This is a genomic window from Streptococcus sp. 3613 (genome assembly GCF_013277375.1).
Taxonomy (GTDB): domain Bacteria; phylum Bacillota; class Bacilli; order Lactobacillales; family Streptococcaceae; genus Streptococcus; species Streptococcus pseudopneumoniae.
The window spans coordinates 1-12,943 of the sequence record NZ_VMMV01000069.1; the positions used below are offsets into that span (position 1 = coordinate 1).

The window sequence follows — 12,943 nt, forward strand, 5'->3', positions numbered from 1 at the left end:
AACTCAACTTTTATTTTTGCTATTTTGAAGGGTTAGACATTAGCCAAAAGTACTAATATTCAGACACATAAAGTTTTTATGAATTAAACCAAGGTGTATGCCAATATCTATTGTTTATAATAACTTGCCCCTGTCTATCTAAAGCAGGTTGCCCCCAGTAACTATTAGAAGCTGATTGATTAGGCCCTATTGTGTGATTACTATAGCCAATCCAAGAACCATCTGCTCGGATTACTCTAAAAGTAAAGTGACCTACCTCATTAAAAGAATTAGAGGTCCCTACTCCTGAAACACCGTTTACGTCAAATTGGAAATTAGAAAACCATGAACCTTGTGCGGCGAATGCAGCAGTCCCAGAAATAAGAGATAGTGAAGCAAGAGACAGAAATATTAATGATTTAAATTTTCTTAACATATTTTTTCCTTTCTTATTAAGTAATGCGCTTTTTAATTTAAACGAAGCAACAATTTTCTATCAGTATACTTCAAAACATTGATGTGATTATACTTACTATCATTAAATTTAACGATAATATCATTGCCACTAACGACATATATGTTGTTGATGGCTTGGTTTATATTGCCAACCAAGATATTTGATAAATCTGCATCTACTGTATTTTTTTTAAAAATTGCCTTCGTTTTCATAAAATATAAATAGACATCATTACTTATTTGTATTGCTTGATAATTTGAGAGTTGTTCAAAATTATCTAAATCTGCTTTAACAGATATAGAATAATCTTTATCGGTTTTTATTACCGTTACTTGTAAAGACTCTAGTGGAATAATTTCTCTTGTACTGTCTTGATATACTTTCCAGCCCCAATACCCCAAAAATAGCAAAATAATCCCAATAATCGCTAATAAAAATTTTTTTCTAATCATAGCTTACTCACATTCCAATCTTATTGAAGAAAATCTAGTTTATAGTTCCATTTACAACATCTTAACTAATTTCATTCATTGGCGAGAGCTTGCTAAACTCCCACAAATTCTACCAATATTTTTGAGAACTAAAATTAGTCCTCTCAATGAAGGTATAATAATTTTTTCTTAAAACATCTCCCCCTCCGTTTTTGTTTTGGTTTGTCCTATTTTTTAAATTATATTTACATCTCTTATTATACTCTATTATTTTTAATTTGACAACGCTTTCGCTGTTTTATTTCTTGATTTTTTGTAAAACTTTTTATCAAAAGCGATTTCATCCCAAAAAAAAGAAAAAAACCTAACAAATCCCTTGCAATCGCAGGGGCTTTGTGTTATTCTATTATGGTGCTGTAAATTATAGCTTTAGCTTTGATGCAAGAGGTTGCGACACGCTCGGTTGTATTGCCACGCAACGCCGCGTCGGTTTTCTTGTGGAGCTAGCCTATTATCTTAAATAGACGAAAAGGAGAAAAAAATGGCAAACAAAAAAATCCGTATCCGTTTGAAAGCTTACGAACACCGTACGCTTGACACAGCGGCTGCAAAAATCGTAGAATCAGCTACTCGTACAGGTGCACAAGTTGCGGGTCCAATCCCACTTCCAACTGAACGTAGCCTCTACACAATTATTCGTGCGACTCACAAATACAAAGACTCTCGCGAACAATTTGAAATGCGTACACACAAACGTTTGGTCGATATCGTTAACCCAACTCAAAAAACAGTTGATGCTTTGATGAAATTGGATCTTCCAAGTGGTGTAAACGTAGAAATTAAACTTTAATCTAAAATATAAAAGAGCAGAGGCTGGTGTTTCAATCTAATTGAACACGGGCTAAACTCGGTGTGAAAAAGATAAACTTCCTAGTGTCTGCTAGACACTGCGTCAGTTTCCTATTTTCACTTTGAGTTTGACGCCCTTTGTATCTTAGACCTGAGCATAAAAAACGCTCGTTAAAAACTTTTTGAATAAAAAATATAGAAAAGGAACTATTTTCTCATGACAAAAGGAATCTTAGGGAAAAAAGTGGGAATGACTCAAATCTTCACTGAAGCTGGCGAATTGATCCCTGTAACAGTTATTGAAGCAACTCCAAACGTTGTTCTTCAAGTTAAAACTGTTGAAACAGACGGATACAACGCTATCCAAGTTGGTTTCGATGACAAACGCGAAGTATTGAGCAACAAACCTGCTAAAGGACATGTAGCGAAAGCTAACACGGCTCCTAAGCGCTTCATTCGTGAATTCAAAAACGTTGAAGGCTTGGAAGTTGGTGCTGAAATCACAGTTGAAACATTCGCAGCTGGAGACGTTGTTGACGTAACTGGTACTTCTAAAGGTAAAGGTTTCCAAGGTGTTATCAAACGCCACGGACAATCACGTGGACCAATGGCTCACGGTTCTCGTTACCACCGTCGTCCAGGTTCTATGGGGCCTGTTGCACCTAACCGCGTATTCAAAGGTAAAAACCTTGCAGGACGTATGGGTGGTGACCGCGTAACAATTCAAAACCTTGAAGTTGTACAAGTTGTTCCAGAAAAGAACGTTATCCTTATCAAAGGTAACGTACCAGGTGCTAAGAAATCTCTTATCACTATCAAGTCAGCAGTTAAAGCTGGTAAATAATAAGGAAAGGGGAATACAGTCAAAATGGCAAATGTAACATTATTCGACCAAACTGGTAAACAAGCTGGCGAAGTTGTTCTTAACGATGCAATCTTTGGTATCGAACCAAACCAATCTGTTGTGTTTGATGTGATCATCAGCCAACGTGCTAGCCTTCGTCAAGGAACTCACGCAGTTAAAAACCGCTCAGCTGTTTCAGGTGGCGGACGCAAACCATGGCGTCAAAAAGGAACTGGACGTGCTCGTCAAGGTTCTATCCGCTCTCCACAATGGCGTGGTGGTGGAATCGTCTTCGGACCAACTCCACGTAGCTATGCGTACAAACTTCCTCAAAAAGTTCGTCGCCTTGCGCTTAAATCTGTTTACTCAGAAAAAGTTGCTGAAAATAAATTTGTAGCCGTTGATTCTCTTGAATTTACAGCTCCAAAAACTGCTGAATTTGCAAAAGTTCTTGCAGCTTTGAGCATCGATTCTAAAGTCCTTGTTATTCTTGGAGAAGGAAACGAATTCGCAGCTCTTTCAGCTCGTAACCTTCCAAACGTGAAAGTTGCGACTGCTACAACTGCAAGTGTTCTTGACATCGCAAATAGTGACAAACTTCTTGTTACTCAAGCAGCTATCTCTAAAATCGAGGAGGTTCTTGCATAATGAATTTGTATGATGTTATCAAAAAACCTGTCATCACTGAAAGCTCAATGGCTCAACTTGAAGCAGGAAAATATGTATTTGAAGTTGACACTCGTGCACACAAACTTTTGATCAAGCAAGCTGTTGAAGCTGCTTTCGAAGGTGTTAAAGTTGCTAATGTTAACACAATCAACGTAAAACCAAAAGCTAAACGTGTTGGACGTTACACTGGTTTTACTAACAAAACTAAAAAAGCTATCATCACACTTACAGCTGATTCAAAAGCAATCGAGTTGTTTGCTGCTGAAGCTGAATAATCTAAGGAGGAAATATCGTGGGAATTCGTGTTTATAAACCAACAACAAACGGTCGCCGTAATATGACTTCTTTGGATTTCGCTGAAATCACAACAAGCACTCCTGAAAAATCATTGCTTGTTGCATTGAAGAGCAAGGCTGGTCGTAACAACAACGGTCGTATCACTGTTCGTCACCAAGGTGGTGGACACAAACGTTTCTACCGTTTGGTTGACTTCAAACGTAACAAAGACAACGTTGAAGCGGTTGTTAAAACAATCGAGTACGATCCAAACCGTTCTGCAAACATCGCTCTTGTACACTACACTGACGGTGTGAAAGCATACATCATCGCTCCAAAAGGTCTTGAAGTAGGTCAACGTATCGTTTCAGGTCCAGAAGCAGATATCAAAGTCGGAAACGCTCTTCCACTTGCTAACATCCCAGTTGGTACTTTGATCCACAACATCGAATTGAAACCAGGTCGTGGTGGTGAATTGGTACGTGCTGCTGGAGCATCTGCTCAAGTATTGGGTCAAGAAGGTAAATACGTTCTTGTTCGTCTTCAATCAGGTGAAGTTCGTATGATTCTTGGAACTTGCCGTGCTACAGTTGGTGTTGTCGGAAACGAACAACACGGACTTGTAAACCTTGGTAAAGCGGGACGTAGCCGTTGGAAAGGTATCCGCCCAACAGTTCGTGGTTCTGTAATGAACCCTAACGATCACCCACACGGTGGTGGTGAAGGTAAAGCACCAGTTGGTCGTAAAGCACCATCTACTCCATGGGGCAAACCTGCTCTTGGTCTTAAAACTCGTAATAAGAAAGCGAAATCTGACAAACTTATCGTTCGTCGTCGCAACGAGAAATAATATTAAACTAGTCGCTTAAGCAACTAGTAAATCCGCCAGCTCGGTAGCGCTCCATGTGAGCGCAAGCCGCTGTGGTACAACATTTAAAGGAGAAAATATAAAAATGGGACGCAGTCTTAAAAAAGGACCTTTCGTCGATGAGCATTTGATGAAAAAAGTTGAAGCTCAAGCTAACGACGAAAAGAAAAAAGTTATTAAAACTTGGTCACGTCGTTCAACGATCTTCCCAAGTTTCATTGGTTACACTATTGCAGTTTATGACGGACGTAAACACGTACCTGTTTACATCCAAGAAGACATGGTAGGTCACAAACTTGGTGAATTTGCACCAACTCGTACTTACAAAGGTCACGCTGCAGACGACAAGAAAACACGTAGAAAATAAGGAGAACATAAATGGCAGAAATTACTTCAGCTAAAGCAATGGCTCGTACAGTACGTGTTTCACCTCGTAAATCACGTCTTGTTCTTGATAACATCCGTGGTAAAAGCGTAGCCGATGCAATCGCAATCTTGACATTCACTCCAAACAAAGCTGCTGAAATCATCTTGAAAGTTTTGAACTCAGCTGTAGCTAACGCTGAAAACAACTTTGGTTTGGATAAAGCTAATTTGGTAGTATCTGAAGCATTCGCAAACGAAGGACCAACTATGAAACGTTTCCGTCCACGTGCGAAAGGTTCAGCTTCACCAATCAACAAACGTACAGCTCACATCACTGTAGCTGTTGCAGAAAAATAAGGAGGTAAAATCGTGGGTCAAAAAGTACATCCAATTGGTATGCGTGTCGGCATCATCCGTGATTGGGATGCCAAATGGTATGCTGAAAAAGAATACGCGGATTACCTTCATGAAGATCTTGCAATCCGTAAATTCGTTCAAAAAGAACTTGCTGACGCAGCAGTTTCAACTATTGAAATCGAACGCGCAGTAAACAAAGTTAACGTTTCACTTCACACTGCTAAACCAGGTATGGTTATCGGTAAAGGTGGTGCTAACGTTGATGCACTCCGTGCAAAACTTAACAAATTGACTGGAAAACAAGTACACATCAACATCATCGAAATCAAACAACCTGATTTGGATGCTCACCTTGTAGGTGAAGGAATTGCTCGTCAATTGGAGCAACGTGTTGCTTTCCGTCGTGCACAAAAACAAGCAATCCAACGTGCAATGCGTGCTGGAGCTAAAGGAATCAAAACTCAAGTATCAGGTCGTTTGAACGGTGCAGATATCGCCCGTGCTGAAGGATACTCTGAAGGAACTGTTCCGCTTCACACACTTCGTGCAGATATCGATTACGCTTGGGAAGAAGCAGATACTACATACGGTAAACTTGGTGTTAAAGTATGGATCTACCGTGGTGAAGTTCTTCCAGCTCGTAAAAACACTAAAGGAGGTAAATAACCAATGTTAGTACCTAAACGTGTTAAACACCGTCGTGAGTTCCGTGGAAAAATGCGCGGTGAAGCAAAAGGTGGAAAAGAAGTAGCATTCGGTGAATACGGTCTTCAAGCTACAACTAGCCACTGGATTACTAACCGCCAAATCGAAGCTGCTCGTATCGCCATGACTCGTTACATGAAACGTGGTGGTAAAGTTTGGATTAAAATCTTCCCACACAAATCATACACTGCTAAAGCTATCGGTGTGCGTATGGGATCTGGTAAAGGGGCACCTGAAGGTTGGGTAGCACCAGTTAAACGTGGTAAAGTGATGTTCGAAATCGCTGGTGTATCTGAAGAGATTGCACGTGAAGCGCTTCGACTTGCTAGCCACAAATTGCCAGTTAAATGTAAATTCGTAAAACGTGAAGCAGAATAAGGAGAAGGCATGAAACTTAATGAAGTAAAAGAATTTGTTAAAGAACTTCGTGGTCTTTCTCAAGAAGAACTCGCGAAGCGCGAAAACGAATTGAAAAAAGAATTGTTTGAACTTCGTTTCCAAGCTGCTACTGGTCAATTGGAACAAACAGCTCGCTTGAAAGAAGTTAAAAAACAAATCGCTCGTATCAAAACAGTTCAATCTGAAGCGAAATAATAGACTAGGGAAGGAGAAATTTCAATGGAACGCAATAATCGTAAAGTTCTTGTTGGACGTGTTGTATCTGACAAAATGGACAAGACAATCACAGTTGTAGTTGAAACAAAACGTAACCACCCAGTCTATGGTAAACGTATTAACTACTCTAAAAAATATAAAGCTCATGATGAAAACAATGTTGCCAAAGAAGGCGATATCGTACGTATCATGGAAACTCGCCCGCTTTCAGCTACAAAACGTTTCCGTCTTGTAGAAGTTGTTGAAGAAGCGGTCATCATCTAATCAAACCTGAAAGGAGAAAACTGAAATGATTCAAACAGAAACTCGTTTGAAAGTCGCAGACAACAGCGGTGCTCGCGAAATCTTGACTATCAAAGTTCTTGGTGGTTCAGGACGTAAATTTGCAAACATCGGTGATGTTATCGTGGCATCTGTAAAACAAGCTACTCCTGGTGGTGCGGTTAAAAAAGGTGACGTTGTTAAAGCAGTTATCGTTCGTACTAAATCAGGTGCTCGTCGTGCTGATGGTTCATACATCAAATTTGACGAAAACGCAGCAGTTATCATCCGTGAAGACAAAACTCCTCGCGGAACACGTATCTTTGGCCCAGTTGCACGTGAATTGCGTGAAGGTGGCTTCATGAAGATCGTGTCACTTGCTCCAGAAGTACTTTAATTGGTTGCTCAAAGAAAATTAAAACAAGTCTAGGAAGTAAAACGAAAGCATAACTTAAGTTAGGTGAGTTGAAACTGACGAAGGATTGCTTTGATTTTCGAAGAGCAAAAACAAACAAACTAGTCCCCTAGCTTCAAGTTAGGGTGCCCTTATGGGCGTAAGAAAAATCAAGGAGAAACCTAATGTTTGTAAAAAAAGGCGACAAAGTTCGCGTAATCGCTGGTAAAGATAAGGGAACAGAAGCTGTTGTCCTTACTGCCCTTCCAAAAGTAAACAAAGTTATCGTTGAAGGTGTTAACATCGTTAAGAAACACCAACGTCCAACTAACGAGCTTCCTCAAGGTGGTATCATCGAGAAAGAAGCAGCTATCCATGTATCAAACGTTCAAGTTTTGGACAAAAATGGTGTAGCTGGTCGTGTTGGTTACAAATTTGTAGACGGTAAAAAAGTTCGCTACAACAAAAAATCAGGCGAAGTGCTTGATTAATCACGAAGGAAAGGAGAAGTATAATGGCAAATCGTTTAAAAGAAAAATATCTTAATGAAGTAGTTCCTGCTTTGACAGAACAATTCAACTACTCATCAGTGATGGCTGTGCCTAAAGTAGATAAGATCGTTTTGAACATGGGTGTTGGTGAAGCTGTATCAAACGCTAAAAGCCTTGAAAAAGCTGCTGAAGAATTGGCACTTATCTCAGGTCAAAAACCACTTATCACTAAAGCTAAAAAATCAATCGCCGGCTTCCGTCTTCGTGAAGGTGTTGCGATCGGTGCAAAAGTTACCCTTCGTGGTGAACGGATGTACGAATTCTTGGATAAATTGGTTTCAGTTTCACTTCCACGTGTACGTGACTTCCACGGTGTTCCAACAAAATCATTTGATGGACGCGGAAACTATACACTTGGTGTGAAAGAACAATTGATTTTCCCAGAAATCAACTTCGATGACGTTGACAAAACTCGTGGTCTTGACATTGTTATCGTAACAACTGCTAACACTGACGAAGAGTCACGTGCATTGCTTACAGGCCTTGGAATGCCTTTTGCAAAATAATATAGGAGGTAAATCTAATGGCTAAAAAATCAATGGTAGCTAGAGAGGCTAAACGCCAAAAAATTGTTGACCGTTATGCTGAAAAACGTGCTGCATTAAAGGCAGCAGGGGACTATGAAGGTTTATCTAAATTACCTCGCAACGCCTCACCGACTCGTTTACATAATCGTTGTAGAGTTACGGGGCGCCCACATTCAGTTTACCGCAAATTTGGTCTGAGTCGTATCGCTTTTCGCGAACTTGCGCATAAAGGTCAAATTCCTGGTGTAACAAAAGCATCTTGGTAATTTAAGATATCAAGGGCGTCAAAACTCTAAGTGAAAATAGGAAACTTGACGAAGAAACTGAGGTTTCTAGGAAAGTTTATCTTTTTCACACAGAGTTTAGCCCGGGTTCAGTTGGGCTAGCCAATTTGAACACGAGCTACGGCTTTGGCAAAAAAAGACCAATTTTCTTTGGAGCATCGCTCCTGCATCAAATTGCCTATTTTTGCTCTTGCTGTTACGCTCTTTGTATCATGTATTAACTAGCAAGTGCAACTTGCAAACTACTAGTAAGAGGAGAAAAACAAAATGGTTATGACTGACCCAATCGCAGACTTCCTAACTCGTATTCGTAACGCTAACCAAGCTAAACACGAAGTACTTGAAGTACCTGCATCAAACATCAAAAAAGGGATTGCTGAAATCCTTAAACGCGAAGGTTTTGTAAAAAACGTTGAAATCATCGAAGATGACAAACAAGGCATCATCCGTGTATTTCTTAAATACGGACCAAACGGTGAAAAAGTTATCACTAACTTGAAACGTATTTCTAAACCAGGACTTCGTGTCTACAAAAAACGTGAAGACCTTCCAAAAGTTCTTAACGGACTTGGAATTGCTATCCTTTCAACTTCTGAAGGTTTGCTTACTGATAAAGAAGCACGCCAAAAGAATGTTGGTGGTGAGGTTATCGCTTACGTTTGGTAATATTTAGCTCCCAATTTCTTTGTGACTCTTCGTTATCGTCTCTTGCCTAACCCAAAGTTATGCCTGCGAGACGATGCCTAGATTCACTTTGAAATTGAAACCTAAATGTTCCTTTAAATCGAGAAATCGATTTAGCCCCGTGAAAACTGGCCGTTCTGGCCTGACAATTTAACAGGAGAAAATAAACATGTCACGTATTGGTAATAAAGTTATCGTGTTGCCTGCTGGTGTTGAAATCACTAACAATGACAACCTTGTAACTGTAAAAGGACCTAAAGGAGAACTTACTCGTGAGTTCTCAAAAGATATTGAAATCCGTGTGGAAGGTACTGAAGTAACTCTTCACCGTCCAAACGATTCAAAAGAAATGAAAACTATCCACGGAACTACTCGTGCCCTTTTGAACAACATGGTTGTTGGTGTATCAGAAGGATTCAAGAAAGAACTTGAAATGCGCGGGGTTGGTTACCGTGCACAACTTCAAGGATCTAAACTTGTTTTGGCTGTTGGTAAATCTCATCCAGACGAAGTTGAAGCTCCAGAAGGAATTACTTTTGAACTTCCAAACCCAACAACAATCGTTGTTAGCGGAATTTCAAAAGAAGTAGTTGGTCAAACAGCTGCTTACGTACGTAGCCTTCGTTCACCAGAACCATATAAAGGTAAAGGTATCCGTTACGTTGGTGAATTCGTTCGCCGTAAAGAAGGTAAAACAGGTAAATAATGTTGAGTGGTTGATTCTCAACCACCAACCTATTTTCCAACTTTGTGCATGGCACACGATTTAAAACTAAAGAGGTGAAAACTGTGATTTCAAAACCAGATAAAAACAAACTCCGCCAAAAACGCCACCGTCGCGTTCGCGGAAAACTCTCTGGAACTGCTGATCGCCCACGTTTGAACGTATTCCGTTCTAATACAGGCATCTACGCTCAAGTGATTGATGACGTAGCGGGTGTAACGCTCGCAAGTGCTTCAACTCTTGATAAAGAAGTTTCAAAAGGAACTAAAACTGAACAAGCTGTTGCTGTCGGTAAACTCGTTGCAGAACGTGCAAACGCTAAAGGTATTTCAGAAGTGGTGTTCGACCGCGGTGGATATCTATATCACGGACGTGTGAAAGCTTTGGCTGATGCAGCTCGTGAAAACGGATTGAAATTCTAATAGGAGGACACTAGAAAATGGCATTTAAAGACAATGCAGTTGAATTAGAAGAACGCGTAGTTGCTGTCAATCGTGTTACAAAAGTTGTTAAAGGTGGACGTCGTCTTCGTTTCGCAGCTCTTGTTGTTGTTGGTGACCACAACGGTCGCGTAGGATTTGGTACTGGTAAAGCTCAAGAAGTTCCAGAAGCAATCCGTAAAGCAGTAGATGATGCTAAGAAAAACTTGATCGAAGTTCCTATGGTTGGAACAACAATCCCACACGAAGTTCTTTCAGAATTCGGTGGAGCTAAAGTATTGTTGAAACCTGCTGTAGAAGGTTCTGGAGTTGCCGCTGGTGGTGCAGTTCGTGCCGTTGTGGAATTGGCAGGTGTGGCAGATATTACATCTAAATCACTTGGTTCTAACACTCCAATCAACATTGTTCGTGCAACTGTTGAAGGTTTGAAACAATTGAAACGCGCTGAAGAAGTTGCTGCCCTTCGTGGTATTTCAGTTTCTGATTTGGCATAAGAAAGGGGATAAAATGGCTCAAATTAAAATTACTTTGACTAAGTCTCCAATCGGACGCATTCCATCACAACGTAAAACTGTTGTAGCACTTGGACTTGGCAAATTGAACAGCTCTGTTATTAAAGAAGATAACGCTGCTATCCGTGGTATGATCACTGCAGTATCTCACTTGGTAACAGTTGAAGAAGTAAACTAATGAATTTTTAGGGGATGTGCACTATACCATCCCCTAAAACTAGATATAGTCATCTATGATGACGTCGTATAGGCGAGTTGATGGGGGAGACAACCTTTTCTCCCTTATCGGCGCTAGCATTTTACAAAAGAGGAGAAAATAAAAATGAAACTTCATGAATTGAAACCTGCAGAAGGTTCTCGTAAAGTACGTAACCGCGTTGGTCGTGGTACTTCATCAGGTAACGGTAAAACATCTGGTCGTGGTCAAAAAGGTCAAAAAGCTCGTAGCGGTGGCGGAGTTCGCCTTGGTTTTGAAGGTGGACAAACTCCATTGTTCCGTCGTCTTCCAAAACGTGGATTCACTAACATCAACGCTAAAGAATACGCAATTGTGAACCTTGACCAATTGAACGTCTTTGAAGATGGTGCTGAAGTAACTCCAGTTGTTCTTATCGAAGCAGGAATTGTTAAAGCTGAAAAGTCAGGTATTAAAATTCTTGGTAACGGTGAGTTGATTAAGAAATTGACTGTGAAAGCAGCTAAATTCTCTAAATCAGCTGAAGAAGCTATCACTGCTAAAGGTGGTTCAGTAGAAGTCATCTAAGAGAGGTGACCTATGTTTTTTAAATTATTAAGAGAAGCTCTTAAAGTCAAGCAGGTTCGATCAAAAATTTTATTTACAATTTTTATCGTTTTGGTCTTTCGTATCGGAACTAGCATTACAGTTCCTGGTGTGAATGCCAATAGCTTGAATGCTTTAAGTGGATTATCCTTCTTAAACATGTTGAGCTTGGTGTCGGGGAATGCCCTAAAAAACTTTTCGATTTTTGCCCTAGGAGTTAGTCCCTATATTACTGCTTCTATCGTTGTCCAACTCTTACAAATGGATATTTTACCGAAATTTGTAGAGTGGGGAAAACAAGGGGAAGTAGGTCGAAGAAAATTGAACCAAGCTACTCGTTATATTGCCCTTGGTCTAGCCTTTGTGCAATCTATCGGGATTACAGCTGGTTTTAATACCTTGGCTGGAGCTCAATTGATTAAAACTGCTTTAACTCCCCAAGTTTTTCTGACGATTGGTATCATCTTAACAGCTGGTAGTATGATTGTCACTTGGTTGGGAGAGCAAATTACAGATAAGGGATACGGAAATGGTGTTTCTATGATTATCTTTGCCGGGATTGTTGCCTCAATTCCAGAGATGATTCAGGGCATCTATGTGGACTACTTTGTGAACGTCCCAAGTAGCCGGATCACTTCATCTATCATTTTCGTAATCATTTTGATTATTACTGTATTGTTGATCATTTACTTTACAACTTATGTTCAACAAGCAGAATACAAAATTCCAATCCAATATACTAAGGTTGCACAAGGTGCTCCATCTAGCTCTTACCTTCCATTGAAGGTAAACCCTGCTGGAGTTATCCCTGTTATCTTTGCCAGTTCCATTACTGCAGCGCCTGCGGCGATTCTTCAGTTTTTGAGCGCCACAGGTCATGATTGGGCTTGGGTAAGGGTAGCACAAGAGATGTTGGCAACCACTTCTCCAACTGGTATTGCCATGTATGCTTTGTTGATTATTCTCTTTACATTCTTCTATACGTTTGTACAGATTAATCCTGAAAAAGCGGCAGAGAACCTACAAAAGAGCGGTGCCTATATCCATGGAGTTCGTCCTGGTAAAGGTACAGAAGAATATATGTCTAAACTTCTTCGTCGTCTTGCAACGGTTGGTTCCCTCTTCCTTGGTGTGATTTCCATTTTACCGATTGCAGCTAAAGATGTATTTGGTCTTTCTGATGTTGTTGCCTTTGGTGGAACAAGTCTCTTGATCATTATCTCTACAGGTATCGAAGGAATCAAGCAATTGGAGGGTTACCTATTGAAACGTAAGTATGTTGGTTTCATGGACAGAACAGAATAAAAGTATTTACTGATACTCTTCGAAAATCAAATTCAAACCACGTCAGCTTTATCTGCAACCTCAA

General features: G+C 40.1%; 24 protein-coding genes. 22 read left to right on the forward strand and 2 right to left on the reverse strand.

Annotated elements, in window-relative coordinates; translation table 11 throughout:
• Positions 1 to 76: 76 nt before the first annotated feature.
• Together HT708_RS08325 and HT708_RS08330 are read right to left on the reverse strand one after the other, a co-directional pair.
• Positions 77 to 415: a hypothetical protein gene (locus tag HT708_RS08325; protein WP_050222808.1), complete on the reverse strand. Its 339-nt coding sequence runs from the start codon at positions 413 to 415 to the stop codon at positions 77 to 79.
• Between the two features lie 32 nt (positions 416 to 447).
• Positions 448 to 888: a hypothetical protein gene (locus HT708_RS08330; RefSeq protein WP_050222809.1), complete on the reverse strand. Its 441-nt coding sequence runs from the start codon at positions 886 to 888 to the stop codon at positions 448 to 450.
• Between the two features lie 520 nt (positions 889 to 1,408).
• Here HT708_RS08330 and rpsJ point away from each other — a divergent pair.
• The 22 genes from rpsJ to secY all read left to right on the forward strand — a co-directional run bounded on the left by rpsJ (position 1,409) and on the right by secY (position 12,879).
• Entirely contained in the window at positions 1,409 to 1,717 is a 309-nt protein-coding gene (rpsJ, locus tag HT708_RS08335; protein WP_172926261.1) for a 30S ribosomal protein S10, read from the forward strand.
• Positions 1,718 to 1,933: 216 nt separating this feature from the next.
• On the forward strand, positions 1,934 to 2,560 hold the full coding sequence (gene rplC / locus HT708_RS08340; protein WP_000160197.1) for a 50S ribosomal protein L3: 627 nt from the start codon (positions 1,934 to 1,936) through the stop codon (positions 2,558 to 2,560).
• A gap of 24 nt (positions 2,561 to 2,584) precedes the next feature.
• Positions 2,585 to 3,208 (forward strand): 50S ribosomal protein L4, encoded by a 624-nt coding sequence (rplD, locus tag HT708_RS08345; RefSeq protein WP_172926262.1) that lies wholly within the window; start codon positions 2,585 to 2,587, stop codon positions 3,206 to 3,208.
• On the forward strand, positions 3,208 to 3,504 hold the full coding sequence (locus tag HT708_RS08350; RefSeq protein ID WP_001055347.1) for a 50S ribosomal protein L23: 297 nt from the start codon (positions 3,208 to 3,210) through the stop codon (positions 3,502 to 3,504). The genes rplD and HT708_RS08350 overlap by 1 nt, the downstream gene beginning before the upstream one ends.
• Before the next feature lie 17 nt (positions 3,505 to 3,521).
• On the forward strand, positions 3,522 to 4,355 hold the full coding sequence (gene rplB, locus HT708_RS08355) for a 50S ribosomal protein L2 (RefSeq protein WP_000512910.1): 834 nt from the start codon (positions 3,522 to 3,524) through the stop codon (positions 4,353 to 4,355).
• Positions 4,356 to 4,458: 103 nt separating this feature from the next.
• Complete coding sequence (gene rpsS, locus HT708_RS08360) at positions 4,459 to 4,740, forward strand: 30S ribosomal protein S19 (protein WP_000533766.1); 282 nt, start codon at positions 4,459 to 4,461, stop codon at positions 4,738 to 4,740.
• 11 nt (positions 4,741 to 4,751) lie between these two features.
• On the forward strand, positions 4,752 to 5,096 hold the full coding sequence (rplV, locus tag HT708_RS08365; RefSeq protein WP_000818137.1) for a 50S ribosomal protein L22: 345 nt from the start codon (positions 4,752 to 4,754) through the stop codon (positions 5,094 to 5,096).
• A gap of 12 nt (positions 5,097 to 5,108) precedes the next feature.
• The gene (rpsC, locus tag HT708_RS08370; RefSeq protein WP_000529936.1) at positions 5,109 to 5,762 is read left to right on the forward strand and encodes a 30S ribosomal protein S3; all 654 of its coding nucleotides are present in this window, start codon (positions 5,109 to 5,111) and stop codon (positions 5,760 to 5,762) included.
• Positions 5,763 to 5,765: 3 nt separating this feature from the next.
• Positions 5,766 to 6,179 (forward strand): 50S ribosomal protein L16, encoded by a 414-nt coding sequence (rplP, locus tag HT708_RS08375; RefSeq protein ID WP_000960946.1) that lies wholly within the window; start codon positions 5,766 to 5,768, stop codon positions 6,177 to 6,179.
• A 9-nt stretch (positions 6,180 to 6,188) separates the two neighbouring features.
• Positions 6,189 to 6,395, forward strand: a complete 207-nt coding sequence (rpmC, locus tag HT708_RS08380; protein WP_000772918.1) for a 50S ribosomal protein L29 — start codon at positions 6,189 to 6,191, stop codon at positions 6,393 to 6,395.
• Positions 6,396 to 6,419: 24 nt separating this feature from the next.
• Complete coding sequence (rpsQ, locus tag HT708_RS08385; RefSeq protein ID WP_000440801.1) at positions 6,420 to 6,680, forward strand: 30S ribosomal protein S17; 261 nt, start codon at positions 6,420 to 6,422, stop codon at positions 6,678 to 6,680.
• 25 nt (positions 6,681 to 6,705) lie between these two features.
• Positions 6,706 to 7,074 carry a 50S ribosomal protein L14 gene (rplN, locus tag HT708_RS08390; protein WP_000616545.1) on the forward strand — a complete coding sequence of 123 codons (369 nt, stop codon included), beginning with the start codon at positions 6,706 to 6,708 and terminating at the stop codon, positions 7,072 to 7,074.
• A gap of 182 nt (positions 7,075 to 7,256) precedes the next feature.
• Entirely contained in the window at positions 7,257 to 7,562 is a 306-nt protein-coding gene (rplX, locus tag HT708_RS08395; protein ID WP_000497691.1) for a 50S ribosomal protein L24, read from the forward strand.
• A 23-nt stretch (positions 7,563 to 7,585) separates the two neighbouring features.
• Positions 7,586 to 8,128 carry a 50S ribosomal protein L5 gene (rplE, locus tag HT708_RS08400; RefSeq protein WP_000013542.1) on the forward strand — a complete coding sequence of 181 codons (543 nt, stop codon included), beginning with the start codon at positions 7,586 to 7,588 and terminating at the stop codon, positions 8,126 to 8,128.
• 17 nt (positions 8,129 to 8,145) lie between these two features.
• The gene (rpsN, locus tag HT708_RS08405; RefSeq protein WP_001085703.1) at positions 8,146 to 8,415 is read left to right on the forward strand and encodes a 30S ribosomal protein S14; all 270 of its coding nucleotides are present in this window, start codon (positions 8,146 to 8,148) and stop codon (positions 8,413 to 8,415) included.
• Positions 8,416 to 8,700: 285 nt separating this feature from the next.
• A complete protein-coding gene (gene rpsH, locus HT708_RS08410) occupies positions 8,701 to 9,099 on the forward strand; it encodes a 30S ribosomal protein S8 (protein WP_000245503.1) in 399 nt (132 codons plus the stop codon).
• Positions 9,100 to 9,286: 187 nt separating this feature from the next.
• A complete protein-coding gene (rplF, locus tag HT708_RS08415; protein WP_000086622.1) occupies positions 9,287 to 9,823 on the forward strand; it encodes a 50S ribosomal protein L6 in 537 nt (178 codons plus the stop codon).
• An 83-nt stretch (positions 9,824 to 9,906) separates the two neighbouring features.
• Positions 9,907 to 10,263, forward strand: a complete 357-nt coding sequence (rplR, locus tag HT708_RS08420; RefSeq protein WP_000624044.1) for a 50S ribosomal protein L18 — start codon at positions 9,907 to 9,909, stop codon at positions 10,261 to 10,263.
• A 17-nt stretch (positions 10,264 to 10,280) separates the two neighbouring features.
• Complete coding sequence (gene rpsE / locus HT708_RS08425) at positions 10,281 to 10,775, forward strand: 30S ribosomal protein S5 (protein WP_000874202.1); 495 nt, start codon at positions 10,281 to 10,283, stop codon at positions 10,773 to 10,775.
• A gap of 13 nt (positions 10,776 to 10,788) precedes the next feature.
• Positions 10,789 to 10,971, forward strand: coding sequence for a 50S ribosomal protein L30 (gene rpmD / locus HT708_RS08430; RefSeq protein WP_000057241.1), 183 nt, complete (start codon positions 10,789 to 10,791; stop codon positions 10,969 to 10,971).
• Positions 10,972 to 11,115: 144 nt separating this feature from the next.
• Positions 11,116 to 11,556: a 50S ribosomal protein L15 gene (gene rplO / locus HT708_RS08435; protein WP_000766086.1), complete on the forward strand. Its 441-nt coding sequence runs from the start codon at positions 11,116 to 11,118 to the stop codon at positions 11,554 to 11,556.
• 12 nt (positions 11,557 to 11,568) lie between these two features.
• Positions 11,569 to 12,879: a preprotein translocase subunit SecY gene (gene secY, locus HT708_RS08440; protein ID WP_000465393.1), complete on the forward strand. Its 1,311-nt coding sequence runs from the start codon at positions 11,569 to 11,571 to the stop codon at positions 12,877 to 12,879.
• Positions 12,880 to 12,943: the final 64 nt, after the last annotated feature.

Bases quoted from the DNA above. Each gene is read 5' to 3' on its own strand.
- rplP (WP_000960946.1), top strand. From the start codon at position 5,766: ATGTTAGTACCTAAACGTGTTAAACACCGTCGTGAGTTCCGTGGAAAA.
- HT708_RS08325 (WP_050222808.1), bottom strand. From the start codon at position 415: ATGTTAAGAAAATTTAAATCATTAATATTTCTGTCTCTTGCTTCACTA.
- rpsE (WP_000874202.1), top strand. From the start codon at position 10,281: ATGGCATTTAAAGACAATGCAGTTGAATTAGAAGAACGCGTAGTTGCT.
- secY (WP_000465393.1), top strand. From the start codon at position 11,569: ATGTTTTTTAAATTATTAAGAGAAGCTCTTAAAGTCAAGCAGGTTCGA.
- rpmC (WP_000772918.1), top strand. From the start codon at position 6,189: ATGAAACTTAATGAAGTAAAAGAATTTGTTAAAGAACTTCGTGGTCTT.
- rplX (WP_000497691.1), top strand. From the start codon at position 7,257: ATGTTTGTAAAAAAAGGCGACAAAGTTCGCGTAATCGCTGGTAAAGAT.
- rplC (WP_000160197.1), top strand. From the start codon at position 1,934: ATGACAAAAGGAATCTTAGGGAAAAAAGTGGGAATGACTCAAATCTTC.
- rplF (WP_000086622.1), top strand. From the start codon at position 9,287: ATGTCACGTATTGGTAATAAAGTTATCGTGTTGCCTGCTGGTGTTGAA.
- rplN (WP_000616545.1), top strand. From the start codon at position 6,706: ATGATTCAAACAGAAACTCGTTTGAAAGTCGCAGACAACAGCGGTGCT.
- HT708_RS08330 (WP_050222809.1), bottom strand. From the start codon at position 888: ATGATTAGAAAAAAATTTTTATTAGCGATTATTGGGATTATTTTGCTA.
- rpsJ (WP_172926261.1), top strand. From the start codon at position 1,409: ATGGCAAACAAAAAAATCCGTATCCGTTTGAAAGCTTACGAACACCGT.
- rpsN (WP_001085703.1), top strand. From the start codon at position 8,146: ATGGCTAAAAAATCAATGGTAGCTAGAGAGGCTAAACGCCAAAAAATT.
- rpsS (WP_000533766.1), top strand. From the start codon at position 4,459: ATGGGACGCAGTCTTAAAAAAGGACCTTTCGTCGATGAGCATTTGATG.
- rpmD (WP_000057241.1), top strand. From the start codon at position 10,789: ATGGCTCAAATTAAAATTACTTTGACTAAGTCTCCAATCGGACGCATT.
- rplO (WP_000766086.1), top strand. From the start codon at position 11,116: ATGAAACTTCATGAATTGAAACCTGCAGAAGGTTCTCGTAAAGTACGT.
- rplV (WP_000818137.1), top strand. From the start codon at position 4,752: ATGGCAGAAATTACTTCAGCTAAAGCAATGGCTCGTACAGTACGTGTT.
- rpsQ (WP_000440801.1), top strand. From the start codon at position 6,420: ATGGAACGCAATAATCGTAAAGTTCTTGTTGGACGTGTTGTATCTGAC.
- rplD (WP_172926262.1), top strand. From the start codon at position 2,585: ATGGCAAATGTAACATTATTCGACCAAACTGGTAAACAAGCTGGCGAA.
- rpsH (WP_000245503.1), top strand. From the start codon at position 8,701: ATGGTTATGACTGACCCAATCGCAGACTTCCTAACTCGTATTCGTAAC.
- HT708_RS08350 (WP_001055347.1), top strand. From the start codon at position 3,208: ATGAATTTGTATGATGTTATCAAAAAACCTGTCATCACTGAAAGCTCA.
- rplE (WP_000013542.1), top strand. From the start codon at position 7,586: ATGGCAAATCGTTTAAAAGAAAAATATCTTAATGAAGTAGTTCCTGCT.